At 70.3% G+C, this 24110-nt stretch carries 26 protein-coding genes and 1 tRNA gene; 3 read left to right on the forward strand and 24 right to left on the reverse strand.

The features are described from left to right. Positions 1-64: 64 nt before the first annotated feature. From ACWC0C_RS39190 to ACWC0C_RS39230, 9 genes are all read right to left on the reverse strand, one after another. Positions 65-1156 carry a GNAT family N-acetyltransferase gene (locus ACWC0C_RS39190; RefSeq protein ID WP_450869221.1) on the reverse strand — a complete coding sequence of 364 codons (1092 nt, stop codon included), beginning with the start codon at positions 1154-1156 and terminating at the stop codon, positions 65-67. Between the two features lie 301 nt (positions 1157-1457). Continuing rightward, a tRNA-Met gene (locus ACWC0C_RS39195) sits at positions 1458-1531 on the reverse strand. A gap of 69 nt (positions 1532-1600) precedes the next feature. Next, complete coding sequence (locus ACWC0C_RS39200) at positions 1601-2503, reverse strand: hypothetical protein (RefSeq protein ID WP_450869223.1); 903 nt, start codon at positions 2501-2503, stop codon at positions 1601-1603. A gap of 153 nt (positions 2504-2656) precedes the next feature. Beyond that, positions 2657-3745, reverse strand: coding sequence for an NYN domain-containing protein (locus tag ACWC0C_RS39205; protein WP_450869225.1), 1089 nt, complete (start codon positions 3743-3745; stop codon positions 2657-2659). Positions 3746-3841: 96 nt separating this feature from the next. Further along, a complete protein-coding gene (locus ACWC0C_RS39210) occupies positions 3842-4273 on the reverse strand; it encodes a hypothetical protein (protein ID WP_450869226.1) in 432 nt (143 codons plus the stop codon). A gap of 559 nt (positions 4274-4832) precedes the next feature. After that, on the reverse strand, positions 4833-5984 hold the full coding sequence (locus ACWC0C_RS39215) for a hypothetical protein (RefSeq protein ID WP_450869228.1): 1152 nt from the start codon (positions 5982-5984) through the stop codon (positions 4833-4835). Positions 5985-6013: 29 nt separating this feature from the next. Beyond that, positions 6014-6472, reverse strand: coding sequence for a hypothetical protein (locus ACWC0C_RS39220; RefSeq protein ID WP_450869230.1), 459 nt, complete (start codon positions 6470-6472; stop codon positions 6014-6016). Positions 6473-6848: 376 nt separating this feature from the next. After that, entirely contained in the window at positions 6849-7181 is a 333-nt protein-coding gene (locus tag ACWC0C_RS39225; protein WP_450869231.1) for a WhiB family transcriptional regulator, read from the reverse strand. A 25-nt stretch (positions 7182-7206) separates the two neighbouring features. Then, entirely contained in the window at positions 7207-7443 is a 237-nt protein-coding gene (locus tag ACWC0C_RS39230) for a hypothetical protein (RefSeq protein WP_403826073.1), read from the reverse strand. Positions 7444-7732: 289 nt separating this feature from the next. On the opposite strand from ACWC0C_RS39230, the gene ACWC0C_RS39235 reads away from it, so the two are divergent. Then, positions 7733-7900, forward strand: a complete 168-nt coding sequence (locus tag ACWC0C_RS39235) for a hypothetical protein (protein WP_450869233.1) — start codon at positions 7733-7735, stop codon at positions 7898-7900. A 394-nt stretch (positions 7901-8294) separates the two neighbouring features. Next, complete coding sequence (locus tag ACWC0C_RS39240) at positions 8295-8723, forward strand: hypothetical protein (protein ID WP_450869235.1); 429 nt, start codon at positions 8295-8297, stop codon at positions 8721-8723. Between the two features lie 45 nt (positions 8724-8768). Here the strand turns inward: ACWC0C_RS39240 and ACWC0C_RS39245 are convergent, their stop codons facing one another. The 4 genes from ACWC0C_RS39245 to ACWC0C_RS39260 all read right to left on the reverse strand — a co-directional run bounded on the left by ACWC0C_RS39245 (position 8769) and on the right by ACWC0C_RS39260 (position 12558). Continuing rightward, positions 8769-9860: a hypothetical protein gene (locus tag ACWC0C_RS39245; RefSeq protein WP_450869236.1), complete on the reverse strand. Its 1092-nt coding sequence runs from the start codon at positions 9858-9860 to the stop codon at positions 8769-8771. A 213-nt stretch (positions 9861-10073) separates the two neighbouring features. Further along, on the reverse strand, positions 10074-10382 hold the full coding sequence (locus ACWC0C_RS39250; protein ID WP_403826085.1) for a replication initiation protein, RepL2: 309 nt from the start codon (positions 10380-10382) through the stop codon (positions 10074-10076). Continuing rightward, positions 10379-10852, reverse strand: a complete 474-nt coding sequence (locus ACWC0C_RS39255; RefSeq protein ID WP_403826088.1) for a MarR family transcriptional regulator — start codon at positions 10850-10852, stop codon at positions 10379-10381. Before ACWC0C_RS39255 ends, ACWC0C_RS39250 begins: the two co-directional genes overlap by 4 nt. A 665-nt stretch (positions 10853-11517) precedes the next feature. Further along, complete coding sequence (locus ACWC0C_RS39260) at positions 11518-12558, reverse strand: competence protein CoiA family protein (RefSeq protein WP_450869237.1); 1041 nt, start codon at positions 12556-12558, stop codon at positions 11518-11520. Between the two features lie 213 nt (positions 12559-12771). Between ACWC0C_RS39260 and ACWC0C_RS39265 the strand changes: the two genes are divergently transcribed. Further along, positions 12772-13749: a hypothetical protein gene (locus tag ACWC0C_RS39265; RefSeq protein ID WP_450869239.1), complete on the forward strand. Its 978-nt coding sequence runs from the start codon at positions 12772-12774 to the stop codon at positions 13747-13749. 251 nt (positions 13750-14000) lie between these two features. Here ACWC0C_RS39265 and ACWC0C_RS39270 read toward each other — a convergent pair whose 3' ends face one another. From ACWC0C_RS39270 to ACWC0C_RS39320, 11 genes are all read right to left on the reverse strand, one after another. Further along, positions 14001-14339, reverse strand: a complete 339-nt coding sequence (locus tag ACWC0C_RS39270; protein ID WP_450869240.1) for an SH3 domain-containing protein — start codon at positions 14337-14339, stop codon at positions 14001-14003. Further along, positions 14336-14827, reverse strand: coding sequence for a tryptophan synthase subunit alpha (locus ACWC0C_RS39275; protein WP_450869242.1), 492 nt, complete (start codon positions 14825-14827; stop codon positions 14336-14338). Before ACWC0C_RS39275 ends, ACWC0C_RS39270 begins: the two co-directional genes overlap by 4 nt. A gap of 4 nt (positions 14828-14831) precedes the next feature. Then, on the reverse strand, positions 14832-15665 hold the full coding sequence (trpA, locus tag ACWC0C_RS39280) for a tryptophan synthase subunit alpha (RefSeq protein ID WP_450869244.1): 834 nt from the start codon (positions 15663-15665) through the stop codon (positions 14832-14834). Beyond that, on the reverse strand, positions 15662-15958 hold the full coding sequence (locus tag ACWC0C_RS39285) for a hypothetical protein (protein ID WP_450869246.1): 297 nt from the start codon (positions 15956-15958) through the stop codon (positions 15662-15664). The genes trpA and ACWC0C_RS39285 overlap by 4 nt, the downstream gene beginning before the upstream one ends. Then, a complete protein-coding gene (locus ACWC0C_RS39290) occupies positions 15958-17235 on the reverse strand; it encodes an ATP-grasp domain-containing protein (RefSeq protein WP_450869248.1) in 1278 nt (425 codons plus the stop codon). The genes ACWC0C_RS39285 and ACWC0C_RS39290 overlap by 1 nt, the downstream gene beginning before the upstream one ends. A 15-nt stretch (positions 17236-17250) precedes the next feature. After that, the gene (locus tag ACWC0C_RS39295) at positions 17251-18327 is read right to left on the reverse strand and encodes a GNAT family N-acetyltransferase (protein WP_450869249.1); all 1077 of its coding nucleotides are present in this window, start codon (positions 18325-18327) and stop codon (positions 17251-17253) included. A 229-nt stretch (positions 18328-18556) separates the two neighbouring features. Beyond that, positions 18557-19339: a glycosyltransferase family 2 protein gene (locus ACWC0C_RS39300; RefSeq protein WP_450869251.1), complete on the reverse strand. Its 783-nt coding sequence runs from the start codon at positions 19337-19339 to the stop codon at positions 18557-18559. A 279-nt stretch (positions 19340-19618) separates the two neighbouring features. After that, entirely contained in the window at positions 19619-20290 is a 672-nt protein-coding gene (locus ACWC0C_RS39305) for an HAD-IA family hydrolase (RefSeq protein WP_450869252.1), read from the reverse strand. Next, positions 20290-21453 (reverse strand): MFS transporter, encoded by a 1164-nt coding sequence (locus ACWC0C_RS39310; RefSeq protein ID WP_450869254.1) that lies wholly within the window; start codon positions 21451-21453, stop codon positions 20290-20292. The genes ACWC0C_RS39305 and ACWC0C_RS39310 overlap by 1 nt, the downstream gene beginning before the upstream one ends. 396 nt (positions 21454-21849) lie before the next feature. Further along, complete coding sequence (locus tag ACWC0C_RS39315) at positions 21850-22800, reverse strand: hypothetical protein (RefSeq protein ID WP_450869256.1); 951 nt, start codon at positions 22798-22800, stop codon at positions 21850-21852. A 12-nt stretch (positions 22801-22812) separates the two neighbouring features. Further along, on the reverse strand, positions 22813-23841 hold the full coding sequence (locus tag ACWC0C_RS39320; protein ID WP_450869258.1) for a hypothetical protein: 1029 nt from the start codon (positions 23839-23841) through the stop codon (positions 22813-22815). Positions 23842-24110: the final 269 nt, after the last annotated feature.

The raw sequence follows: 24110 nt of genomic DNA on the forward strand, positions 1-24110 counted from the left end.
GCGCCTCTCCGTCTCTTCTCTGGCGGGACGCTGAAGGTCTCGCTTCGCCCCAGCAGCGAATCTCTCAGCAGGCGGTTCGGAGTTGTGTGGCCGTCTCGGTCCCGGATGGGCAGGTGGACGCCGTCAACGAATCTGCCCATATTGCCCCATATTGCGCCTTATAGGCGTGTTGTCCGGGGTCAGATGTGGTCCGGCCGAGGTCGAGGATCCGATGACCGGCGGCTGCGAGATCCGCAGTGAGGTAGCGCAGTAGGGCGTGCCCCGGGGCGAGGCTCCGGTACGCCGGGTCCATGGCCGGGAGGAGCGAATACGCCCGGGTGCCTCGGCGCAGGCAGAGCTGCGCGGCAACGATGTGGTCGTCCACGGCCAAAGTGGCGATGAAGGCGCCCGGTCCGCACCGCTCGAGCACGGTGTGCCAGGCCGCGTCGTCTTCCGCTCCGGAGGCCTGCTCCGGCCACTCCAGGCGGTGGAGACGGAGCAGGCGGGGATAGGTCTCCAGGAGGTCTTTGGGGCTGTGTGTACGGCGATAGAGGACGTGATGGGTGCGGCTGAGGTCGTCCCAGGTCCGTTGGCGCCGCCGATGCTCCCGTCGGGTGGAGCGGGAGAGGGCGCTGTAGTCGACGGGGAGCGTGACCGTGGCGTACGGGGATTCCACGATGTGCCCCGCCCACTGCGCTCGCAGATGCCGGCCCATCGTGCTGGCCGCTGGGATGTCCGCGAGGACGACCTCGGTACCGTCCTCGCCGTGAGCCTTCAGATGCCCGATCAACGCGGCCGTGACAAAAGGGTCTTCGGCGCCTGGCCCGACGGGGCGAATGACTTCGGCGGTCGGTGCGGACAAGGGGCGTAGCCGCAGCGTGCCGCTGTCGGTGGTGTCCCGTGCCATGGCCATGGCTGCGACCGTTCCCCGGCCGTCATGGGCGACGATGACCACGGGTTCCGAGCCGGGGGGCTGGTGGATGGCCCAACCTCCCAGCCAGGCCCGGCACTGGTACGGCGTGGCCTGGCCGTCTCGGGCATAGAGAGCGGGCCAGTGCTCGTCGAGGTAAGCCAGCGCCGACGAGCCGCTGAGGCAACCCACCTGTACCTGGGTGCGGTGGGGAAGGGTGCTGCTGAGCGGGGTCGTCAGGGACGTTGGGATCGCTGAATGGGTCATGTCTGCTGGCTCCGTCGACGAGAAGGGTCGGCGGGCGCCAGTGTTTCGGTCGGCATGGCCCGCTGGGAGCGCAGCTGGCTTCTTGGGCTTCGAGCTCTCTTCCGGCGGGCAGCTTTCACGGGTGCTGCCCGCCAGGCGGGCAGCACGACCTGGGTGGAAACGAAGGCCGCCTAGGCTTTGCCCCGCTTCGCTCTTCAGCAAGCCGGTCGGCGGATGCCGGAACAGGAGGCAACGGTCCTGGAAAGCGGCACAGGCACCGAGCACGAGGAAGGGCCCGGGTCACCGGGCCCTTCCTACCTAGTAGCGGGGACAGGATTTGAACCTGCGACCTCTGGGTTATGAGCCCAGCGAGCTACCGAGCTGCTCCACCCCGCGTCGTCGGTGCAGCCACTCTACACACCCGCACGGGGGAAGGCTGGCGAACACCTTCGCCGTCGGGTGAGTTCAATGTCTCGGGCGGGCGCGGGACTGGTCAGGGTGGGGGGTGTGCTGAAGGGCGCGTGGTGGAGCAGAAGCGGGACGGGCGCCGGGAGTTGGCAGGGGCGTGTGGGTCGCCTGTGCTTCGAGTCGGGTTCGCAGCTCAGTAAAGATGTCGGCCATTCGCCGCGCGTGTGGCAGGGGATCCGGTCGCGGGTGTGTCCACTCACTGCCGGGGAACAGGCTGATCCGACCGGGGAAGGCGTTCAGCAGCTCCGTGAACTGGTCGTCGCACCAGGAGGGCACCCAGGAGCCGGACCGGCACAGAAACACGGCGTCGAACGTGGTGGCCACCTTGCGCCCGTCGTCGATCGTGGTGTGCAGGGGGATCATGGGCGGATGTGAGTCGCCGCCTGGGCGCCAAGCCGGGTAGGTGAGGGTGAGCTGGCTGCCCTTGTCGTGGTGGACGAGCATCCAGTCCTCGCACGAAAACTCCCCGATCTCTCTCCACTCCTCAAAGGACGCCGGCCCGTGATCGTGGGGGTAGCCGCTGTCGTGGTGGGCGTCGAAGAGGTGGATGTCCTTCCAGACCGTGGTCTTCAGGTTGAACAGGCCGAAGTGCATGGGGGTGAGACGGCCCGCGTAGATGTTGGAGTCGGCGTAGAACAGGGGCGGGTTGTCGCTGGTGAAGGTGAACCGTGCCCAGAAGTCCTCGTATCCCTCGCAACGCGGCGGTTGAATGCCAGCTCGCAGGAACTCCTCGGCGCGGATCGGCCAGATGGTCTCGCGCAGCCAACGGTTCTCCCCGTGAGCCCAGTCGTAGAGCGCCGCATCGCCGCGGTGCGGGGCGGGGATGCCCTCATAGGGGTTATGGAAGAAGAAGTCGAAGTCGACCACGAGCAATCGGCCGCGCTTCTCTCCTGAAGCCACTTCCCCTCGCTTCCCCCCCGGCTGACACAGTCCGGTGTCCATCTTTGCAGGCATCCGCGCAGCTGGTCGGCTGGTCTTGTGCCGCTTCCCGTCGTACGGGCGTGAGCGGGCTGCCGTCTCTGGCTCGCGTATCTCGCCGAGGCGACCGTAGTCTCAGCGGGCGGCGGCCAACTGGTCGGTTTTCAGTGTGATGCCATCCCAGAATCCCGCACGCAGGTCCACCCTGTCGTCTTCGCTGATCTCCAGCATCTCGTTGCCGATCATTCCGAAGCGGGCCGCGTAGCGCAGCAGTTCACCGTCGAGGGAGCGCGGGATGCGAGGGTTGGCCTCGGTGAGTGCGTCGATGAGCTGCGCGGCTTGAGCGTGCGGCAGTCGCTGGGTCCAGCGGGTGGCGAAGGTTCGGCCCACTTCCCTGGGCTCACCGGTGACCTGGGTCATGTCGTGCTCTCGGTCCGCCCACTCCTGTTCCGGGGTGGTCAGGTCACGCAGGAGCGGGAACCCTGCGTCCGGGTCGACCCAGCCGGTGTCCGAGGACCAGCGCAAGGCGGCGGCCGGCGCGGGGCGTTGAGCCAGGGCGCTCGGGGTGGGGATTCGGGGCGGCATTGACACGGGAGGCTCGGGCTCGCCGCCCGGCGTGGCATGCTCGAGCACGGGCGGGACTGGGGCCTTCGCGTCCTGCTCCGCCGAGGACGGCTCGGCAGCCTTGATGGCCTGGGTCAGCCAGGCTCTGTCCAGCAGGTGCCGCTCGTCGGCCTCCGCCACCAGGTCCTCGGACTGGTTGTACTCGCCGTCGGCCGCCTGTACGGCCCACAGGTGGATGGCCACGCCGTGGTCCTTGGCTGCCATCACTCCGGGCAAGAGGTCTCCGTCGCCGGTGATCAGCACAATGTCGCTGCAGGCGTGGTTGCGAGCGAGCTCGGTCAGCTGGGCGTGCATGGCCGCGTCCACGCCCTTTTGCTGGAATCGTCCCTCGATGCGGGTGAGCAGGCCCAGACGCACGGTGACCCGGGGCATCACCCGCAGGCGCCGGTGTTCAGGCTGGGGCACCCGATCGGGAGCTCCGTCGAACCAGTAGATGCGCAGGAGTGTCTGCCCGGTGTCGGCCTCAGCGCGGTGGCGTATCTGGTCGATCAGCTGCCCGTGGTCGACGGACAGGCGCGACCGTGTCGCGTCGCCCGTCAGCAGAGTCGCAGCCGCGCCGAGCAGATATCCGGCGTCCACCAGGACGATGCATCGGTCCACGTCCTCCCCCTCGACCGTGAGCAGTCCCTACTCAGTCGGTAGTCCATCACATGCCGCTTTCGCGGACTTGCCGTTTACGAAGCCCCCTGAGGTCCTCTAGGCAGCGGGGCTGTCCGCTTCCGGTGCTTCGGGTGAGGGGATCCCCCACACCGAGCGTGTCGCGGCGGTGAGAGCCGGCGGCAGGGGCTCGCGCTGGGGCGGGTCGGGTATCTCGTGAAGTAGGCAGACCTGCCATCGCCACCCGGTGGTCTGGCTGTACTGGGCGGTCACGACCCGGTCATTGCCGTCCGCGCACTTGTGGCGGGCCGTCTGCATGGCCCGGGCCAGGGCGATCAGGAACTGCGGCGGGAGGTCCTTGGGCCGGGACGGGGGGCTGATGGGGTCCCAAACTGTGTCGGTCCCGTTGACCAGCATGGCCGAGGAGCTCAGTTGGAAGATCTCGTCGGCCCTGTCCGCGCGGAGCAGACGCGCGGCGCCGTCCCCGTCCCGGTAGCCCTCCGTGTAGATCCAGACGATGCCAGGCGTCACGGGCTCTCCTCTGGGTGAGTAGGGGGATCGTGCGGTTGGACGGATCACACGATCGCCAAGGCCGCGGACGGCGGAGATTGCCAGGCCCGTGGGGCGGGCAGCTACCTGCGGTTTTCCCATTCGGCGGGCAGCCCGGGACGGTGGGGTGCCCGCCGGGTGGTAGGCCTGCGGATTGATCTTTGGTCGTTGCTGGCGGCTGTGTCCCTCTGTGTCCCTGTCTGCCCACCGTCGGGGCGTCGATCCGTTGCCGTGTCGAGGGTTCCTGGTCCGCGGTGCGGCCCCGAGCCGGCTGGCTCCGTCTGGCAGGGCGTGGTCGCCGTGACTGGACGGCCGGATTCGTCACGGTTGCGGGTGGCCGCCCCCCTCTGGCCGCGAAACCTGTTCACCGCGAGGGGTGGCCCCCGCCCCCGCCTCATTGGTAGCCGCGGCCGGGCCGTGGTCCCTGCATCACTCCAAGGGGGCGGGGCGCGTTGCTGTCAGCTGTGTCCCTGTGTGTCCCTCCGTCTGCCCGTCCCTCGGTGTCCATGGTGTCGCCGTGCCGCCGCAAGGCCCCTGGCGACTACGTCTGCCTGCCCGTGCCTGGCTGGATGTACTGGTGGGCTTGGAGGTGCTGCTGGTGCAGTAGCGCCTCGGCCGCCGGGGTCTGGGGCGGGCTGGACGGCGGGGACGCGGCGGGGGGTGGGGGTGGCTTGAGACGGACGAGGACGCCGAGCGGGCCGAGGCGGCCGGGGTCGCCGCCGGCCATCTGTTCGGCTTCCTCGGCTCTGCGTACGGCGTCCTCTGCAGCCCGTTCGTGAGGGGTCAGTTGAGCACGGCGCTCCAGCTCTCCGGTGATCGGATGGAGCTGCTGCTGTGCGTGCTGGGTGCTCTGCCGGGTCGCCATGGCCTGTAGGAGGCTGGTGGTCACCTCAGCGCGCCAGGAGCTGAGCTGCTGGTCGGAGAGCCGGGTCATCGAGGGGCTGCAAGCCATACGGTTCAGTGCGGCCTGCGCGTCCTGGTAGGTGATCGAGAGGTGACCGGAGGCGATCGCCGTGTCGCGGCGCATCGGGTTGGGCTCGGGTGCCAGTCGGTCTGCCCAGGTCAGGATGGCGGTCCGCGCTTCCACAGCCTGGGCGGGGGTGTAGCCGTAGGCGGCGAATGCCTCGTCGGGTACCTGGGCCACCTGGGCGAACGCCTGGTAGAGGTCCTGTTGGAGTTCACTTTCCGGGCGGCCTTGGTGCTGGGCGAGGGCGCTGATGTAGATGCCGATGTAGCGGTCGGCGTTGGACTGGCCCATGTGCGCCTGGAGCAGCGCCAGGTCGAGAAAGTCCTTGGCGCCCAAACGGTTTTGCAGCGCTTCGATCTTGCGGTAGAGGCACTCGCCGATCGCGGTCACCGGTATCCCGTCGCGGTCGACCGGCTTCAGGTACCGGGCGACGCAGACCATCTGCAGGTTGACCGTGCCGTGGTCGGGGTGGCTGACCGACATCTCGCCGTTCTGCGCGGTCGCCACGCCGTCGGTCACACCCCAGGTGGCGACCTGCTCAACGTGGTAGCCGGCCTCCCGCAGTGCCTGGGTAACGTCCTGGCGGACAGTGTCGGCGTCATCCAGGAGCTGGTTGATAAACAGATCGACGTCGTCGGAGTCCCGGGCGCCGCGGACACCGTGCACCTGCATCGCCAGGCTGCCTGCCAGGCTGTAGCCGCGGCTGCCGCATGCGGCGAGTGCCACGCGGGCGACTTCAAGTTGCTGTTCGTTCCTCACAGGCTGGGGGTGTGGCGCAGTTCGGGGAAGCGGTCCTCCCAGGTCCTCAGGAGAGCGGGCGGGCCGATTCTCTGCGGCCACATCTGCTGCAGAAGTTGCCGGTTGAGGAGCTGGCGCTGCTGCTCGGCGGTGCCGGTGAGCAGCAGCCGGCGGTAGAGCTGGAGGCGCTGCCAGGCATTGGCGAGATCGGCGTGGCCGGACAGCTCGCGGTCCGCGAGTCCGGCGGGGACCTCCACGGATCCGCTGGAGGGGCCCTCGAGGTCGTCGAGGGAGGCCACCACCTCAAAGCCCTGCGAGGCAAGCCAGCCCCCTGCCTGCGGGGAGGTCATCGCTGCGCCGATGTCGGGGGCCAGGTGGCCCTGGTCCACTGCCCGGCGAACGCCTTCGCGCTGCGCGGCTAGGGTCCGCGCGGCCCCTTCAAAGTCCGGGACGGGGAACTCCATCTCCATCGACATCGCCGCGTTCTCCTTCTGCTCTGCTCGTGTGCTGGGAGCGGACGCTGGTCATCCTGCCGGTCATGGCGCACCGGCCACGCTCTGCCGGTGCGCCACTTCGGTCGCGTACCAGCGGGCGGTACGTCAGTGTGGGAGCTTCCCGCAGGGCGGGACGCACCCCGCGCACCGTCCTGGCGAGATCATCCGTGTCGTGCGGAGCCCAGTCGGATGCCGCTCATCGCCTCCTTCCGCCCGGCGGGCGCTGAAGCAGCGCGTCTCGGAGACCGGTCTGGGCACGTAACGGTGCATCGCGCGGCTGCTCGAAGTCCGGAGTGTTGCCGGGAGGTGTGTCCCTGGGAGTCCCTGTGTCCCTGGGCGACGCGGTGGTGCTAGGCGCTCAGCTCGCCTTGGCCTGGGCTCGGCCGGCGGATGTCCGGGCACCGGTGGCCGCTTCCAATTCGGCTGCGGCCTGGGCGTTCTCTAGCAGGTGTCGCCAAGAGGTGACGTTGGGGCGGCTGCGCAGCAGTGCCCGGCGTTCCCGCTGCGTCATCCCGCCCCACACGCCAAACCACTCGCGGTTATCGAGCGCGTATGCCAGGCATTCCAGCCGGACTGGGCAGCCCGTGCACACGGTCTTGGCTCGGTTCTGGGCAGACCCAGTTTCGAACAGGGCGTCCGGATCCGTGACCCGGCACGCGCCCTCCCCTCGCCATCCCAGCGATGTACTCATCCCCGCCCCCTTGCTCCAGGCCGTCTCAGCGCGGCCCTGCTGATTGCCCTGCGCCCGTGAGAACGAGCTGGTCGGTCAGGGGAAGGGCGTCGAGGAAACGCGCTTCGCCAAAGCGCGCGGTCTTCGCCGCCAGCGCCTCCTCGCGGCTCTCCCCCGCCAGCCACGCCCAGGTGGCCGTGCACCAAGGCGTCGAGGCGGCCGGGAAGTGATGGAGAACGCCGTGGGAGAAGCACCAGGCGTAGGGGCCCTGTGTTTCCTGCACTTGTGCTCTCCTTCCTTCCGGCTCAGCACCGGCGCGGTGGGCCCACTGTAGAGGGCGCCACGGACAACGTGCCCGGTCACAGCTGCCTCATGTGCCGCGCCCGCGCAGGATTTGCCGCTTGCCAGAGGCCTGCGCACCGGTACGTGCGTCGGGAGTGGGACAGTGTTCGTGCCAGGGGCGGTTGGCGGGCCCATGCCCATCGTGACGGAAGCCAGCCGCCCCACCGGCGCCCGCACCCGGTGTGCCGGCGTCCCAAAGACCTCGGTCCCTTCAGTGAGGGCTGGCGTCGGTGAGGACCCGCTCCTTCATCCCCCGTGTCGTGCAGCTCGCGGTCGTCTACCGGCCGCTGGTCTCAGTAGGCACTCTCGCGTTCCTCCTCGGCGGTGGCCGGGGCGGCGGCGCGACCATGCACGGCTCGCAGTCGTGCAGATGGCGGACCTGGGAGCGGGAGGCATGACCCCGAGAGTCGGTTGCGGGGTAAGTGCGCACACCGACGCGGTCGCCCTTCACCCACACGACCTCCTCACGGAAGCAGTCCTGCGGCGCGTGGGCCAGGTCGCCGATCCGCAAGGGGCCGTCTTGCTCCCAGGCTTGCTTGGGTAGCTGCGCGAGGACAGCTGGCGTGGTCGTGCGGCGGAGGCGGAACAGACAACGGATCTTCACGGGGTCTCCAGGAAGAGGGGCCGGGTGGGCTGGTCAGCTACCGGTGTCCTTTCGCGTGGTGCTGGCCGGCCCGCAGGGCGGGCGGCAGTCAGTGGGAGCTGTCCGTAGGGCGCGCCGGGCGCGGATTGCTGCCCATGGGACGGGAGCCGATGATGCCGGACTGCGGTCGTCGCCCTACGGTCGCGGCCATGTCGGATGACGAACTGAGCACCAGCGCCGTTCACCAGCGGATCATCGATACCGGCCACTTCGGCCGTGGGGACGTGGTCCATGCCATCGGCTCGCTGCTCGAGGCCCAGCACATCGGCCGTCCGCTGATGCTGTACCGGGTCACGGGGCGGATGGGGTGGCATCTCAGCGGGGAAGAGGCCCTCGTGCTGGAGGCGGAGCAGCGGCCTGGCCGGGCCGAGGTGCGCGCTCCGGCCCGGTATCTGATCCATCTGGAGAACTGCCCGTCGTGCGCCAGATTCGAGGGCCAGCTGCGGGAGGAGATCACCTCTGCCGACTTCGGGGATGTCGAACCGCACGAGGTGATGCTGATTGCGCGGACGGAAGACGGTCAGCTCGTGCACATCCTGGATGTGCTGCGGCTGCAGGAGGAGCAGGACGGCGTATGAGCCGTCGGGACGGCGCGGGCCGGGCGGCACCGGCCCGCGCTTGGGTCACGCGGTGGGGGTCTGTTCCAGGCTCCCGGTCGCGGGGGCGCCGAGGAACTGCTGCCTCAGCTCCTCCATGGTGACCTTGGTGGCCTGGGATGGTGCCGTGGCTGTCTCGCCCGTGCCCAGCCGTACGACGAGGTCGAACTTCTTGACCTTGGCGTTCTCTGCCAGCTTGGCGAGGTTGACGGTGACCTTGGTCAGTTGGCCGTTCTTCAGGGCGAAGTCGGCGGTGGCCTTCTCGTCGGGCACGTCCTTGAGGTCCTTGGCCGAGGGCAGCGCGGCGCCCGGGGGGAGGTCCTTGGCGAACGGGCGGACCTTGTCGACGAGTTCGGTGAGCAGGGTCTTCAGCGCGGCGGTGGCGGTGATGTGGTCGGTGCCGCCTCGCTCGCCGGTGTCCTTCAGGGCGACCTCGCGGGTCAGCACGGTGCGCAGCGCCTCGGTGAGCTTGCGCTGGGTGCTGGCGTCGGGACTGGGGGCGGCGCTGGCGCCGGTGCCCGTGCCGTCCTTGAGGTCGGCCGTGGAGATCTTGATCCACTGTCCGTTGAGGAGGGCCTTGAGGGCGGTGGCGGTCTCGGGGAGGTCCTCGGCGGCCGGCAGGGGGCTGCCGGTCTTCGCGGCGATCGCCTTGGCGTCGGCGCGCAGGTAGGCGTAGTCGCCGGCGATGCGGTACTCGATCAGGTCCGTATCGGCGCTGGAGAACTTCACGGCCATGCCGGTGAGGTCCTTCTCCGCCGAGTCCTTCAGCGGCTTCTTCGACTGCACGGACAGCGAGACGCGGGCGTCGGCGAGCAGCTGGGTGGCCTCGGTGGGCATCGGGTTGCCGGGGTCGGCCTTGGTGTCCAGGGCCTCGAGGGTGGCGGTGTCGGTGTCCAGGTCGAGTTCCATGGAGAGCGAACGCTGCTCGCCGAGCTTGGCGACGGCCCGGTCGATCTTCTGTGCCGCGGAGAGCTTCTCGGCGGTCCCGCAGGCTGCGACGCCGGTCAGGACGGCGCCGATCAGGGCTGTGGCGGTTAGGGTCTTGCGTATGGCGGGAATGACGGTCTCCTCCGGGATACTGCCCCGCGCCGGTCGCGTGCGGGCGGCCTCGGTCTCCACCGTGCCTATTGCTGTCCGGACGCAGCCAGCCCTCGTCGCGGCGGACCCGGCGGCCTCCCGCCGCGCGGGCTGCCGAGTGCGCCGTCTCCCGCAGCGCGGGCGTCTTGGGGCTGTTGTCGTCCCGCTGCGGACGCGCCGATGACGGGCGTCCCGATCTCAGTCGCTTGGGTCGCTTGGTCGTTGTCCGATGCGGCCGGGTGGGAGCGGAGTGGGTCAGGCTGACCGCAGTGGGATGACGGTGCGTTCTCCGGTGGCCTTCTCGCCCAGGCGGAAGATGGGGCTGTTGGAGATTCGTTCGACTTCTTCGAGCCAGCCGTCCTTGGCGAGTTCTCCCCGCACCCGGCTGAACAGGGTGGGTGTCATGCCGAGCTCGCCGGCCAGGTTGGTGGCGGTCTGCTTGACCGCGCCGCTGAAGTCCTTGGGCATGACGGCGTAGAGCTGCATGATGAGCCGCTGGTTGGGTTTAAGGCCCTTGGTGCGCCGCAGGACTTCGCGCGCTACCGGGTCGCCGCTGGTGGTCACTGATCCCCCTTTACAAACCTGGGCCGCTGCAGGTCCCGGAGTCCCGGGATGTCCGGCGGGTTGTAGGCCCGGATCGCCTCACGCTGCTCCGCGGAGGACAGTTGGCTCGCGAAGTACGGGCTGACCTTGTAGAACCGCTGTCGGCCGAACTCGTCGGCGAGGAAGAGGAGCCGTCGGCTGACCAGCTTGCGGACGATGCGGCCCAGGGCGTCGGGGGATGTCCCCGTCCGTTTGCCGATGTACGCGGTGGTCTTCATGACCGGCTCCCCCGGGCAGGGTGTGGCGCCGACGAACCACATGAAGATGCGGAACTCGCGGTCGGTCAGCCCTCCGTCCTCTTTGGGGACGGCTGCCAGTGCTTCCAGGCGTTCGTTGTCGACCGTGCTGTAGCCGCCGATGTAGCCGAAGCGCGTGCGCGGTTCCGGGCCGTGGGCACCGCTCTCCCCCGGTTGCTGCGCAGAGCGCGCCATACCGTCTCTCCGGTCGTCGGGCTACATGAACCATGAGTACATGCACACCCTAACGCGAGTCCGGATCCCTGAACTCCCACAACATGTACTCATGGTTCATGCTTGCCGCTTCTGGGAGCCGGATATCCAGACTCCAGGAGCGGGATAACGCGGTCTCAGGAGCGGCATAACACGGTTCCCTAAGCGGCATATCCGATCTTGGGAGCGGTATCAGTCAGCGAAACCAGCAGGTCAACCGGGGTGAGGGCGTGTCTCTCTCTACATGCTGTACAGCAACTGCGGGCCGTGGGCGCTGATCCTTCAATCCGCTCAGCATTTCCATCGCGCGTCCCGGCGCGTCGCGCGTGTCGACCGGCCTCGCCCGCCCCCGGCCTGTCTGCCTCAGCCGACGAACGTAAGCCCCGGCGGCGCCGCGGGGTCACGGCAACGTGCGGAGGTACGGAGCCGGGCGGCCGGCCACGGCCGAACGGCGGCCCCCTTCCGGGCCTCAGCCACGCTTTCATGTCTTTGTCCGTCACGGCCTGTGCCACCCGGGACGCAGCTGCGCTGGTGCTGTCCACGACCTGCACCCGACCAGGACGCCGCACGCGAAGCCTGCCCAGCCACCCCGCCGCTGCCCGCCGGCCCCGGCCCCGGCAAGACGCGCGAGGCCCGGCTCGGGGCTGTCAGCACAAGAGGTGGCGGCCGTAGGGGGTGAGGCGGGGGTCGAGGGGTTTGCTGCAGACCTCGCATTGCGGTGTGGCTGGTTTGGGCGCTGGCGGTGTTCTTGTTGCGGGTGCCTGGCGGCGCCGGGGGACAGCCTGACCGGGCAGGCGCGGTGCAAGGCGGTGCGTTCGGCCTTGACGAGCGAAACGCTCCAGTGCAGCCCGGCCTGCTTCGTTGGCGCGCTGGCGGGCAAGCTCCTGGATCTTGCGGTGGTCCTCGCGCAGCTGCTCTTGCAGCGCGCGGGGCAGCGAGGCCCCGTGCTGGTCAAGACCGAGGGCGTCCAGCGCGATGTTGACCTTCTCCGTGGTGTCCAGCGCGCAGGGCGGGTGGTGTGGTGCGAAGGGCGCGAGGTCGGTCAGCTGCCACCACTGGTGGGGGCGGAGGTGGGGACGGGCGATGAGGGTGGCGGCCTGGACGGCGGCTGGGTCGAGGAACCATACGGGCAGTCCTTCTGCAAGGACCGCGTGCGGCACCTGCAGGCCAGGCCGCCAGAACCACACGTCGCGGATGTCCTGAGTGGCGTAGTCGTGGTGCCGTGCCTGGAAGTGGGCGTCGGTGAGCAGTTCCTTCTGCACTTCCAGAGCGAGGCGGGTGCCGTCGATGAGGGTCGCCAGGACGGCGGCGCGCCGGTCGCGCTGTGATGTCCACTGCTCGATGTGGACAGCTGTGACGGCGGGCTGGGTGCGGGCCCACCGTGCCAGGGTGTGCTTGGAATGGAGGTGCCACACGCTCTCGGGGTCGTGGCCCGCGGTGGGGGCCTGGCCCGGTGGGTGGGCGAAGTGCGTGCGCACTTGTCCCCCGAGGCGGCCCCGGACCACGAGCGGGATCCGGGTGCCCCGGGGGGCGTCGATGCCGCGGTAGCAGTAGCAGCAGATGAGGGTGGCGTCGCCGTGCGGGTAGCCGCGGGCGCGCCAGTACTGCGCGGGCTGCTCTGAGACATGGACCTCGCGGTTGGTGCGCAGGTCGAAGCCGACCACCAGCAGATCCGTGTTGCCGTCCACCCGCCCCTCCCTGTGGCTGGCACCTGACATCCGCCGAGCATGAGCGGCGCCGGACAGGAGCACGAGAGGTCCCGGCACGGCCACCTTGTGGCCTCCCGTCCCGCGGTCGGATATCTGCCGTCCTTCCTGCCCGGCGGGCTGCGTCGGCCTGCCGAGCCCGGGCGGCGGGCTATGCCTCCCTGCGGCAACGGGCTCTCGTGGCAGCGTGCTCTCATGTCCGATGACCTCCAGGCCCGCGAAGAGGAGCTTGTCCGGCTCCTGGCGGCCACCCGCCGCGCCGTGGCCGATGGGGCTGGGCAGGAGGAGATCCGGGCACTGCGGGAGGAATCCGAGCGGGCCTTCACCCAGTGGAGGATCGAGACGTCCCTCGTGCTGCACCGGGCCGTCGAACAGCCAGTCCCTTTACCTGAACAAGCCGTCGAGTCCGGCCAGCAGGCGCCACGCACCGCGCGGGAGAAGGTCCATGCCGCTCTGCTCGTTCTCCGCGCTCCCGCCGGCCCTACCTTGATCTCCCAGGCCTACGCGGCGTTCCACGATGACGCCCTGCCCGTGGACAGTCTGCGGTCGCTGCGCGAGGGCGAGCGCAACTCCCATCAGACCTCGCAACGGCCCTTTTTCGTCTGTTCCGTGCTGAACGGCGATCTGCAGGCCGTGAAGGGCTACTACGCCTTGAGTACCTGGCCGCTGGAGCAGCGGATCATGACCCCCCACAGTGCACAGCTGTGGAAGCTGCAAGCGGTGGTCAACCTTGCGGCTAGGCTGCAGTCGGACCTCGACTCAGGCCAGGACATCTCGCCGTCCGCGCTGCGGCTGCTCCGCACGACGGCGGTCTCTGCCGGGCTGCACGACCAGGCCAGCGTGGAGGCAATCGAAGCCCAGGCGCACCGGCGTATGACGCCGCTGCTCCCCGAGCACCGGACCCACAGCGCTGAGGTGGCGGAGCGGGCAGGGTCCCTCCCTGACGCGGGGCGGCTGTTCGGCAAGGCCGCGGTGCGTCTGACGCATGCCCAGACCGCGGCGCTGTGGGGGCTGGCCCGTGAATCGTCCGAGCGTGTGGCAGCGATGGACGTCGCGCGGCCGGCACCGGCCGCCGCAGCGCCGTCCCCGGCGGCCGGTCCGGCCATCCCGGCGCAAACCGCTCCCCAGCGCGCCGCGGACTCTTCCCCTCAGCGCGGAACCGCTGTCAGGTGACCGGGTAGCCCGCACGTCCGCAGGGACACGGCCGCGTATGGGCCGGTCAGGCCGCTGTCACGGCCGGAACGCGCAGAGCCTGGCGTAGTTCGCCCGCCAACTGGGCGCAGCGGCAATCCCCGCGCGCCCCAGGGCGTCCCGCGTGTCCGCAGCCGGCAGACGAAGGACGGCAGCGAGGCGCTCAAAGGCCGCGTAGCCGGGCGGGGTTATGCCCGGCTACGCGGTGACCGCTCGCGGGAAGACGCTGGCGGTCAGTTCGCGAAGCCCCACCAGTAGGCGCCCCAGATCCAGCCGGTCCGGCCGGTGTTGGCGCCGCTGGTGACCTTGACCCGGTACCACTGGTACTGGGAGTGGCCGTCCCACCAGAGGCAGTTGGAGGTGACGCGGGTGCCCTTGCTCAGGACCCCGAGGGCTGCCGAACTGGTGGAGTGGTTCGACCGGAGTCTCACCGCGGTCGTCGTCTTGCCCTTCTGCGTCCAGGGGTTGCACGAGGCCGCTGCCGCTTCCGGGGCGGTTGCCACTGCCCCTCCGAGTGCCGCAACTGTGATTGCCGCTGCCGCGAGGGTGCTGCGGATCTTGTTCTTCGTCATCGGATGAGCTCCTTCTTGCATGCGCATGGCGCGGGCTGCTTCATGGAGTTGGTGGTGGGGAATCTGTTGGTCAGGCTTGGGAGCGCCGGGTGCGGCGTACTCCGGCCGCGGAGTGGGCGGGCGACCTCGGCGGCAGCGGTGGGCTGGCCCACCATTCGGTGGATCACTGCCGAGCCGACGACCACGGCGTCCGCGAACGCCGAGACTTGCGCTGCCTGGTCCGGGGTGCTCACACCTATGCCGACGGCAACCGGCAGACGCGTCGCGGAGCGAAGCCGGTGGACCTGCCGCGGCAGGTCGAGGCTGAGTGGACGCTGGGGCCCGGTCAGGCCAGGGGGGCGTGATCCGCCGGACGCTACTTCGCCACCCGCCCCGTCATCGCCAAGGCGCTCAGCCGCTGGGGCCACGTCCTGCTGCGCCTGGTGCTGAACGTCATCGGCCTGCTCATCCTCATCGAGGGCGGCGCCTTCGGCCTGTAGTACGTGCATGGAGTCACCGGCCCCGCGGCTGGGCGATCGAGGCGGCGAACTCGTGCACGAGACCGGCTGCTCTGCTCAGGCCGTTTTCGGCGAACGCCCGGATGAGCGGCGAGCCGACCACGACCCCATCAACGGCCCCGTGGGCGACAACAGCAGCTGCCACTGCGGGAGTTGAAACTCCGATCCCAGTCAGGACCCGGGTCGACGGAGCGATGCGCCGGAGGGATCGTACGAAGGCAGCGAGGCTGTCCAGGTCGATCCCGGCCGAGTAGCCCGTACGCTGCCCCGCGACCGCTGGCGCGTAGACGAACCCCGTCGCGGCCCGGCATGCGATTCCCAACTCGTCGTACGGCGCCTGCCGGTTGGCGAGGAGAGGAGCGCTGATCCCGGCCTCCGTCGCGGCCGCCACCCACTGCTCCACGTGCTCCGATGGAATGTCCGGTACGAGGCACCCCGTCGCGCCGCAGGAGGCCAGCTCGGCGGCCATTCGCCGCGGACCAAGGGCCTGAACGGTCGACCAGTAGCTCATGACGACGACGGGCGCGTCACTTCGAGCCGACACTCGCCGCACCGTCTCCAGCGTGATGCGCACGCCATCACCAGCGCGAAGAGCACAGCGATGAGCTGCGGCGATAGCCGGACCATCGAGCCAGGGATCCGCCGCTGGCGCCCCCACCTCCAGTATCGCTGCGCCGTGCTCGGCGTAGGCGACGAAGGCGTCCACGCTGCTGCGGAGATCCGGAAAACCCGCCACCGAGAAGGCGCCGAGGACCGGCCCCACCGGCTGCCCGCCAAGCTCGACGGAACGACGGGCAGCTGCGTCACGTACATCTACGCCATACGTCATCGCAGGTCACCTGCGATCCGGCCACTCTGGCGTTCGGAACAGCTGTAAGGCCAGCCCACCTCCAGGATGTCGGCGCTGGCGACGAGTTGGTGCAGCAGGTCCAGGCTGGTCGCGGGGTCGGGGTATCCGGCGGGAAGGTAGGCGGCCAGGAGCGGGCTGCGGGTGAGGAAGGCCGCATCGAGAGCCTGCGCTGCCCCGCCGAGCTCTCCTTGGTGACCGAGGGGCGCCGGGCTGCCCGCTGCCGGCGCTCCTACGGCGGCGGGGGCGGGAACGAGTGGCTGGTGGGCGGGCATCAGGCGGCGACCGCCTGCTCGTCGGCCTGGTCATCGGGGCCGGCCGGCTCGATGGTGGCATGGACAGCGGCGAGCGCCCGGTCCAGGTATCTGCGGCACAGCGCCGGGGTCTCGGCGGTCACCACCAGGTGGGCGAGGCGTGCGGAGTGGCCGTCGGCCGGTGGAGCGAGGTGGGTGCCGGGCTGCTGCTCGAGCACGGCCCGGTCACACCAGGTGCGGGCGGCCAGAGCGGGATCCACGGTCAGCGACCGCAGCTCTCCTGCCGTGTGCGGGTGGACGAAGCCGATCGCTGCCGCGCGCAGGTGTCTGGGGCGCAGGTCGGGCAGGAGGCCCATGGCCAGGTCGGCGGCGGCGGCCACCAGGTCTATACCGGTGGCCAGTCGGACCAGGTGCGGGATCAGGTCGTCGGCCAGGCACGGCGTGACGGCGGTGACCCTCGGCCCGCTGGAAGTCAGCCGCACCGTGACGTGGGAGACGCCGTGGGTGATGCCGAGCGCCTCAAGCGCCTCGACGGCGGTCTGCTCGGCCGCGTCGGTGACTGGGGAGCGCAGGGCGGGTGCGACAAGGCGGTCGGTCGCTTCGAAGGCCTCACCGCGCTGGATGTGGGTGATCGCGGCCACGACGTGGCGGCCGGGGATGGAGACCACTTCGACGCCGACCTCGGGCCCGTACTCGTATTCCTCGGCGAGCAGGCCCGCGCTCTCGTTGCCATGCCGGGCGGCTGTCTGCGCAGTCAACGCGTAGGCGGTATCGAGCTGTTCGCTTCCGTCCACCCGGACTGCTCCCGCGCTGCCCGCGATGGCGGGCTTGAGGACGAGGGGGTAGCCGAGGTGCTCGGCGGCGATGCGGAGCTGGCCGACGTTACCGACCGGCACCCAGCGGGGCGCGTCCACCCCGTGGGCGTCGAGTACGGCGTGGGCCGTCGCCTGGTTACGGCTGGCGCGTGCGGCCGCAGGGTCCAGTCCCGCGGTGTCGAGCAGTTGGGCCACGGCCGCCGCGGCGGTGGGGGCGGCCGGGTCCCAGGTGAGCACTCCCCCGATGTCGTGGGCGGTCGCGAGGCTGGTGGCGGCGGCGCGCAGCGCGGCCGTGTCGCTGAGGTCGGTTACCTGGTGGTCAGCCAGGAAGGGCTGCTGCCAGGTCGGCGCGGTGTCGTCGAGGAGGAGGACGCGGTAGCGGTCGGCCAGGGACCTGAGCGCGTCCTGCCAGTAGTGCCTCTCCCCCGTGCCGATCAGGAGCAGGGCGGGGGCGCCCTCGGGGGTGGCCTCGTGTGCGGTCATGTCCACTTCCTTGGGTCAGGGGCGGCCGATGGCGTCCAGGGCGGTGTCCAGTTCCCGCAGGCTGCTGATGACCCGGGGGGCGGGGGCGGTGAGGTAGACAGCCGTGGTCAGCGGGACGGGGGTGAAGCCCATCCGGCGCTTGAACTGGTAGTGGCCGCGTCCGGCGTCCAGGACGCGGGCGCCGGTGGCGGCGGCATGGCGGATGCTCTCGGCCAGCAGCCACCCCAGGGCATGGTCACCGCGTCGACCGTGCGCGACGGTCTCGGCCCACAGATAGAGCGTGGTCCCGTGGCGGAAGCCCAGAAAGGCCCCGGCAAGAGTGCCGTCGGTCTCCTCGGCCAGCAGGGCGAGCGCACCGGGGATGCGGGGCAGAACGGTGAGCATCGGCAGGTTGTAGAGGGCAGGACGGCCCTGTCTGCGGGCCTCGTCCTGGTGCAGGGCATGCACAGTGGGCAAGACCGGCGGCAGATCGGCGCCGGTCACCGCACGCAGGCGCAACCCGGCGGAGGCGCCGCGGCGGTGCTGTCGCTGGAACTCCTCGCGGGCCTGGCTGCTGGGGATGCGGGCGATGAACTCCGCGAGGCCGGCGCCGACCGGGGTGCGGTGGGCGTAGAAGAGGCGCACCTGAGCGTCGGGGGGCCGGATCCGGGTCCACTGTGCCAGTTCAGCGGGCGCCAGGTTGGGCATCAGGAGGGCCTGGGCGTCGCATTCCTGGGCGAGCTGGCGGCCCCGGTCGACGGCCTCGGCCAGGACCAGGGCGGAGGCGCCGGGCAGCCCGCCGTACTGGCTGTAGAGGCTGGGCGCGTGCACCAGGGGGCCGGAGAAGACGGGGGTGCGGCGGTGGGTGTCGCTCTCCAGGGCCTTCCACAGCGGGCTGGTGTCGGAGAGCTGGTACGAGAGCCGGTGGCTGTACTGGCCGTCCGTGAGAAGCAAGTGCCGGTGCGTCAGGGCCGATTCGACCTGCGGGCTCTGCCAGGCCGCGGCCCACTGCCGGGTGTGGAAGGGGGTCACCGCGGGCCGGTCCTCCGGCAGCGAGGCGATGGTGCGGTGCCAGCGGGCGCGGACACCGGCAGACAGCGAGGTGACGGTCATCAGGGCTCTCTCGGGCGAGGGGGCAATAAGGCGGGGGACGGAGCAGGTGCCCATCTCCTCCGTCCCCTGCCTGCGCACCTCGGGTCAGGGGCGGGGTGCGCAGCCAGTCTGGGCACCGTGCCGGGGCCGGGGCGAGGCCTTGAGCCAGGGTGTACGGTGTGCTCCCGCCTGACGGCCCACTTGTTGGTGCACCTCCCGTGAGGCGGGCAGCGCACCGCCTCCGTGCCGCTCAGGCAGCCGCCGGTGCTGTGGTGTCGAGCCGCTCCGCTGGGTGGTTCTCCAGACGTGCTCGCAGTTGGCGTCCGCTTTGCCACGCGAACTCGCGGACAGCCCCCTCCAGGCGATCGTGGTCTCGGGAGCGGGTCATCTGCTCCTCGTGCTGGCGGTAGTGGTAGGTCACCACAGGCAGCAAGGCCCCGGCGCTGAGGTTGGTCAGTGCGCAGACGTAGACGAGGTCCTCGCCCTGGGGCAGACCTCCGTGGCCGCAAGCGGCCTGCACGAGCTCACGGCGGGCGATCATCTGGGTCTGGCAGAGAGGGATGGTGTCCTTGGGGGAAGGCCAGTACGTCCACACCGCGCCGGCTGAATGCACGCCGGGCGGCGTAGGGCACCTCCACACCCGGGTCGTGCCGTCGGGAAATAGGTCTGCTAGCCAGCCCGCCACCCAGCCCAGGTTGCTGCGGAGAGCGTAACTGTGGCGTGCGGCGAAGGCATCTGCGGGGAAGGCGTCGTCATCGTCGGCGTACTGGATCCAGTCGCCCTCGGCCAGGTTGAGCGCGAGATTTCGGGCGCTGGTGGCGCCGACCTTGGGCAGCCTCAGGATTTTGACGCGCCGGTCGCGAGCCAGAGAATTCGGCACCAGGTCGGGATCGGCTCCGTCGAGCGCCAGGACCAGTTCCCACTCCACCGTCTGTGCGGTGAGGCTCTCGTGGAGCAATTCCAGGTAGGGAAGCCGATTGGGCAGCAGGCGGGTGGGGGGGATGACGCTGATCTGCGGAGGCGTGCGGGACAAGGTGGGTCAGCTCCGGGTCAAAGGAGGGTGCAGCTTAGGACGGTCTTCAGGAGGTGGGCGCCGAACTGGCCGGTCGTGCGTCGTTCCTCAGCGGGGGTCGGCGGGCTGCCGCCCGCCTCTCAGGTGCGGCAGCCCTCGCCCTGGTGCGGAGCTTTGCTGGCCCGAAAGAGCGCGCACGAGGACAGAGAAGATCGCGTCGAGTCCACGTGTTGGACGCCTCCCGCGAGGCGTGCGGCCGGGGCCGGGACAGCTGAGTCAGCGGCAGGAGTTGCCGGTGGATCAGACCATGGTGGCCTGCGGCAGCCTGCTGGCCAGCTCGGCCGCGTCCCCGCGGTAGTGCAGCGTGCGCATCCCCAGGCGGGCTGCGGCTTCGATGTTGTCGGCTCGGTCGTCGACGAACAGCGTCCGGCCGGGGGCGGGCCATCCAGCCGCTGCAAGGGCAGCTTCATACGCTCTGTCCTCGGGCTTGTTCACCCCGATCCGGGCCGAGTACACCGTGCGGGACATCAGGGTGGCGCACCACTCGGTGTCGTCGAGAGCGGAGGCCAGCGGGAGCGGCGCGTTGGACAACAGCGTCGAGGGAACTCCGGCTGCATGCGCGCTGTGCAGGACCTCAAGGACCGCCGGGTCGGTGCGGGTCCACATCTGGGTGTCGGCCGTGCGCAGGGCGGCCAGGAGCTCGCTTCCGGGGCCCGCTTCCCGTCCGCCGCGCACGAGGTCGTGCCAGAACGCGTGATCGCTGAGCACGCCGGCGTCGTAGGCGGCCCGCCTGCCCCAGAAGGCCCGCATGAAGATCTCGGTGTGCGCGGCGGGCCAACCGGCCAGGACCGCGAGACGCGACCACATCTCGGAGGTCGGCTGCAGGCCGAGGACCCCGTTGTAGTCCCAGATCACCGCCTCCAGCTCCTCGACGGGCAAGGGCTGGGAAGCGGGGGTGGGTGTGCTGGCCATCAGGACTCCAGTGCTCGGCGGGCGGTGACTGCGACGACGGCAGCCAGGACTGCGGGAAGAACGAGGGCTGTGGGAAGCGTGAGGATCGAGGCGAGCGCGCCGATCGCGGCGGGTCCGGCCAGCAGACCGATGTAGCCGGTCGCCGCGACGGTGCCCACGGCTCGCGGGCCACCGCGTCCGGCTGCGGTGATCAAGGAGGGGACGGCCGTGGACAGGCCCAGTCCGAGGGCCATCCATCCGGCCAGTGCCGCAGGAGCGGAGTTGGCGAGCAGTCCTGCGGCCAGGCCGGCGGATGCGATGAGGGCGCCTGCGCGTACGACGGTGACCGCGCCGAAGCGGGCGGTGAACCGGTCACCGAACAGTCGGCCTGCGGCCATGGCGGCGCTGTAGAGAGCGTAGGCGGATGCCGCCGTGCTTTCTGACGCGTGCAGATGGCGTAGATGCACAGCCGCCCAGTCGTTGGCCGCTCCTTCTGCGAGCAGGCAGGCCGCTGCGAGCGATCCCAGCAGCCACATCGTCGAGCGGCTCAGTCCCTTGGGCCCGCCGGAGTCGCTGTGCTCTTCGCCGGCGGAGTGCTGGTTGAGCGCCTGTATGTGCCGTACTTTCGGTCCGGCTGCTGCGGCCGTCAGGGCAACTGCGGCGGCAACGGCGGCGAATACGACCTGGTGGGACACCCAGGTGGTGACCGCCGCGAGGCCGGCACCGGCCAATGCACCCAGGCTGTAAGCGGCGTGGAGCCCGGACATGATGCTGCGGCCGAAACTCTGCTGGCACTGCACCGCTGCCGCGTTGACTCCGACGTCGAGAAGACCGTGTGCCAGGCCGAAGGCCACTGCGACGACGCAGAGACTGGTCAGGGAGCGGCACTGTCCCAGGGCGCCGAGGGAGAGGCCGAAGACGATGGCGGGGGCCACGAGCAGCCGGGCGGGGCCGTGCCGCTGAGCCAGGCGGCCTCCGATCTGCAGACCGGCGACCATGCCTGCCGCTGCGGCCAGCAGCACCACGGACAGTCGGCCGGGGCCGAGGTGGGCTGCTGCCTGGACGGCAGGCATCCGCGCCCCCCATACCGCCATGACCACGCCCAGCCCGACGAAGAAGCCGATGAGCAGGCGCCGTGCGGCACGAGGCGGAGCGGCGGCATCGACCGCGATCGTCGCGGTCACCGTCGTGCCGCCTGGGCCGGTGAGGCCGAGCCAGGAGTCCGCAGGCCGGACGCCCGTGCCGCGACAGCACGCTGCGACGCTGCCGGGATGGATCTGGGTACGGTCAAAGGGGTGTCGGGTGTCATCGTGACCTTCGCTCGCCAAGGGGTATCGGGGCCCCGTGGCTGGTCCGCCGGGGGGTACAGGCGGGCAGGGGCCGGAGAAACGGACCTCAGCGTTGTCACCGGCGTGGTGCTCCAGCAATGCCCTTCGGGCGGGCGCCCGTCTCGCTCCCGCCCGGCGGGCTACGGAGTGCTCAATGGGCCCATGAGGCGGGCGTCTTGAGGAGGCTCTCCCAGAGGGCACGCCGGCCGGCCGCCGAATGGAAGTGACTGAAGCGCAGGGCAGGAGGCCGGGTCACAGGATGAGGATCTGGGCGGCCGCGGGTGCGGTGCGCCGGAGAGTGAAGTACTCCTCCGGTGATCCGACCAGCACCGGGACGGTGCTCAGTTCGCTGGTCCAGTCGGCCATGTGTGGCAGGGGGCGCACCAGGGCCGTGACCGGGGGCAGCGCGCTGCCTGGAGGGCGGCTGCTGGGGGTGACCAGGAGGCCGCCGGCCATCCAGTCGGCGCTCGCGGTTTCGATGTGGCAGAGCACTCCGGTCTTGTGGCAGGCCCATCGGCGGGCGGCCTCCAGCAGCTGGCCCAGCGGCGCGGCGGGCCGCCCCTCGGGGAGCGGAATGTAGGGCGTTGAGGCCTTGGCGGCGTCGGTGAGCTCGCGGGTGCCGGCGGCCAGGGTGCGCAGGTGGTCTGCTTCGGCGCGTACGTCCTGATTCCTCGCCCACGCGGTGAACCGGCGCCCCGGCAGGTCAGGTTGGACGGTGGCGTGGACGAGGCGGCCGGCCAGGAGATCGGCCAGCATCGCGGCGAGAGGGACCGGCTCGGGCGGTGCCCAGGAGCGGTGTGCGCCGTGCCCCCAGGCCGGGCCGCACGTACAGGCGTCAGCGGTCAGCCGCTGCACGGCGGCCTGCGCGGTCCACTCTCCGCCAGGACGTGCGGGTGCGGTGACACGGACCGCGGGGACACACTGCAGCCAGGGCGGGTCGTGGGCTTCAGGGGTGAACCACACGATGTCCAGGCCGCGTTGGAGTGCCTGCGCGGTCTGCGCGCTGATCTGCTCACTGTCGGCCGCGAGCGGGGCGACCTGCAGGATGGTGCAGCGCCGGCTCGGGGAGGTGGCCAGGACATCGGCAGGCCATTCCAGCCCGGCCGGAGCGGTGTTGGTGTCGATGCGGTGTCCGGTTTCGCGGGCTGCGGCGGCGAGCACGCCGGCCAAGGCCCGGGGCAGGTGCGTCAGGGCGGTCGTCACGGTCTCCTCCGGTCAGTGGGCGTCGACGACGCTGTAGGTGAAGCCGAGGATCCGGGCGTTGCCGCGAGCGGGCAGGTAGGCGGCGGCCTGGCCGTGGAAGACGTCGGTGACGATGGGCCCGGTCTTGGCTCCGTAGAGCTTCTCCACCTTGCTCGGGCTGATCTGGAGGCCTGAGTTCGTGACCATGAGTTCGCTGGTGTGGGCGAGCGGGACCAAGGCCAGGACACCGTCACCAGCCTTGAGGGCGTACACCCCGGGGTGGGTGGGCTCGGCTGCGAAGTACCGGGTGCTGCCGCCCTTCGGGCCAAGCTTTTTGTTCCGCTCCTTGTAGATCTTCAAGGCGGTCTTGGCGGAGGGGGTGGTGCGGTCGATCCGGGTGCCCTCCTGCTGGCCTCCGGTGGTGTAGAGATCCTCGAAGCTGGCGGTGACGTCCCTCGGTGCCAGGGAACCGCTCGTGGCCGTGGCGGGGACTGGGGTGACCAGTCCGTCTGGTCCACGCAACGCAGCGGGTAGCTTGCCCTGGATGCCGTGGACGGAGAACACCAACTTGAAGCCCTTGCCGTCGGTGTTGTCGAAAACGGCCAGGGAGGAGTTCTTGCTGGGCTTGCCCTGGGCGGTGGTGTGGGCGCGCATCATGAACCAGGTCGCCTTGCCCTGAGCGGGGATGTCGTAGGTGCGCTGGGTGTAGCTCCAGGGCTCGAGGTACTCCTTCTGCTCCTTCTCGCTGAAGGTGGACCACTGCTTGTAGTCGGCGCGGCTGAGTTCGAAGGTACTGCCAGCCTCGACGGTGCCCAGAAGTGTCGCGTCCTGCCTGGCGTTGGCGGCAGTGTTGACCTGCTGATAGCGGTTCACGATCCGGTCTGCCTGCTGGACCGTGAGCAGCGGCCTGGTGCGGGTGGGCGACGGCGCGGGCGTCGAGGTGTGGGTTGCGCGCGGAGTAGAGGGGTCGCTGCTGCAGCCTCCCAGGACCAGGACGAGTCCGGCTGCGGCGGCCGCCGTCCCGATGCGCAGTAGTCGGGTGGGAGAGGGGCGCGCTGGCATGGCGGGGCTCCTTGGCGTGATGGTCCGGAAGCAGTTCCCCCACCCTGACCACGCAGGTTGCAGTCGCGGCAATGCCCGCTGGGCGCCTGCTGGGCTGGCTCCCGCACGGTGGGAGGAGATCCCTGTGTAGAGCCCGCAGGACGGGCCCGCCGCCCTCCGTATCCCACCACTTGTCGAGCTGTCGCAGCGTGGCGCGGGCGGTGGCGGCGAGGTCGCCATCGGCGGGCGCCCACCGTGTGGCGGGACGGGAAACACGATGGTGTTGCGTG

Source organism: Streptomyces sp. NPDC001709 (assembly GCF_053596375.1).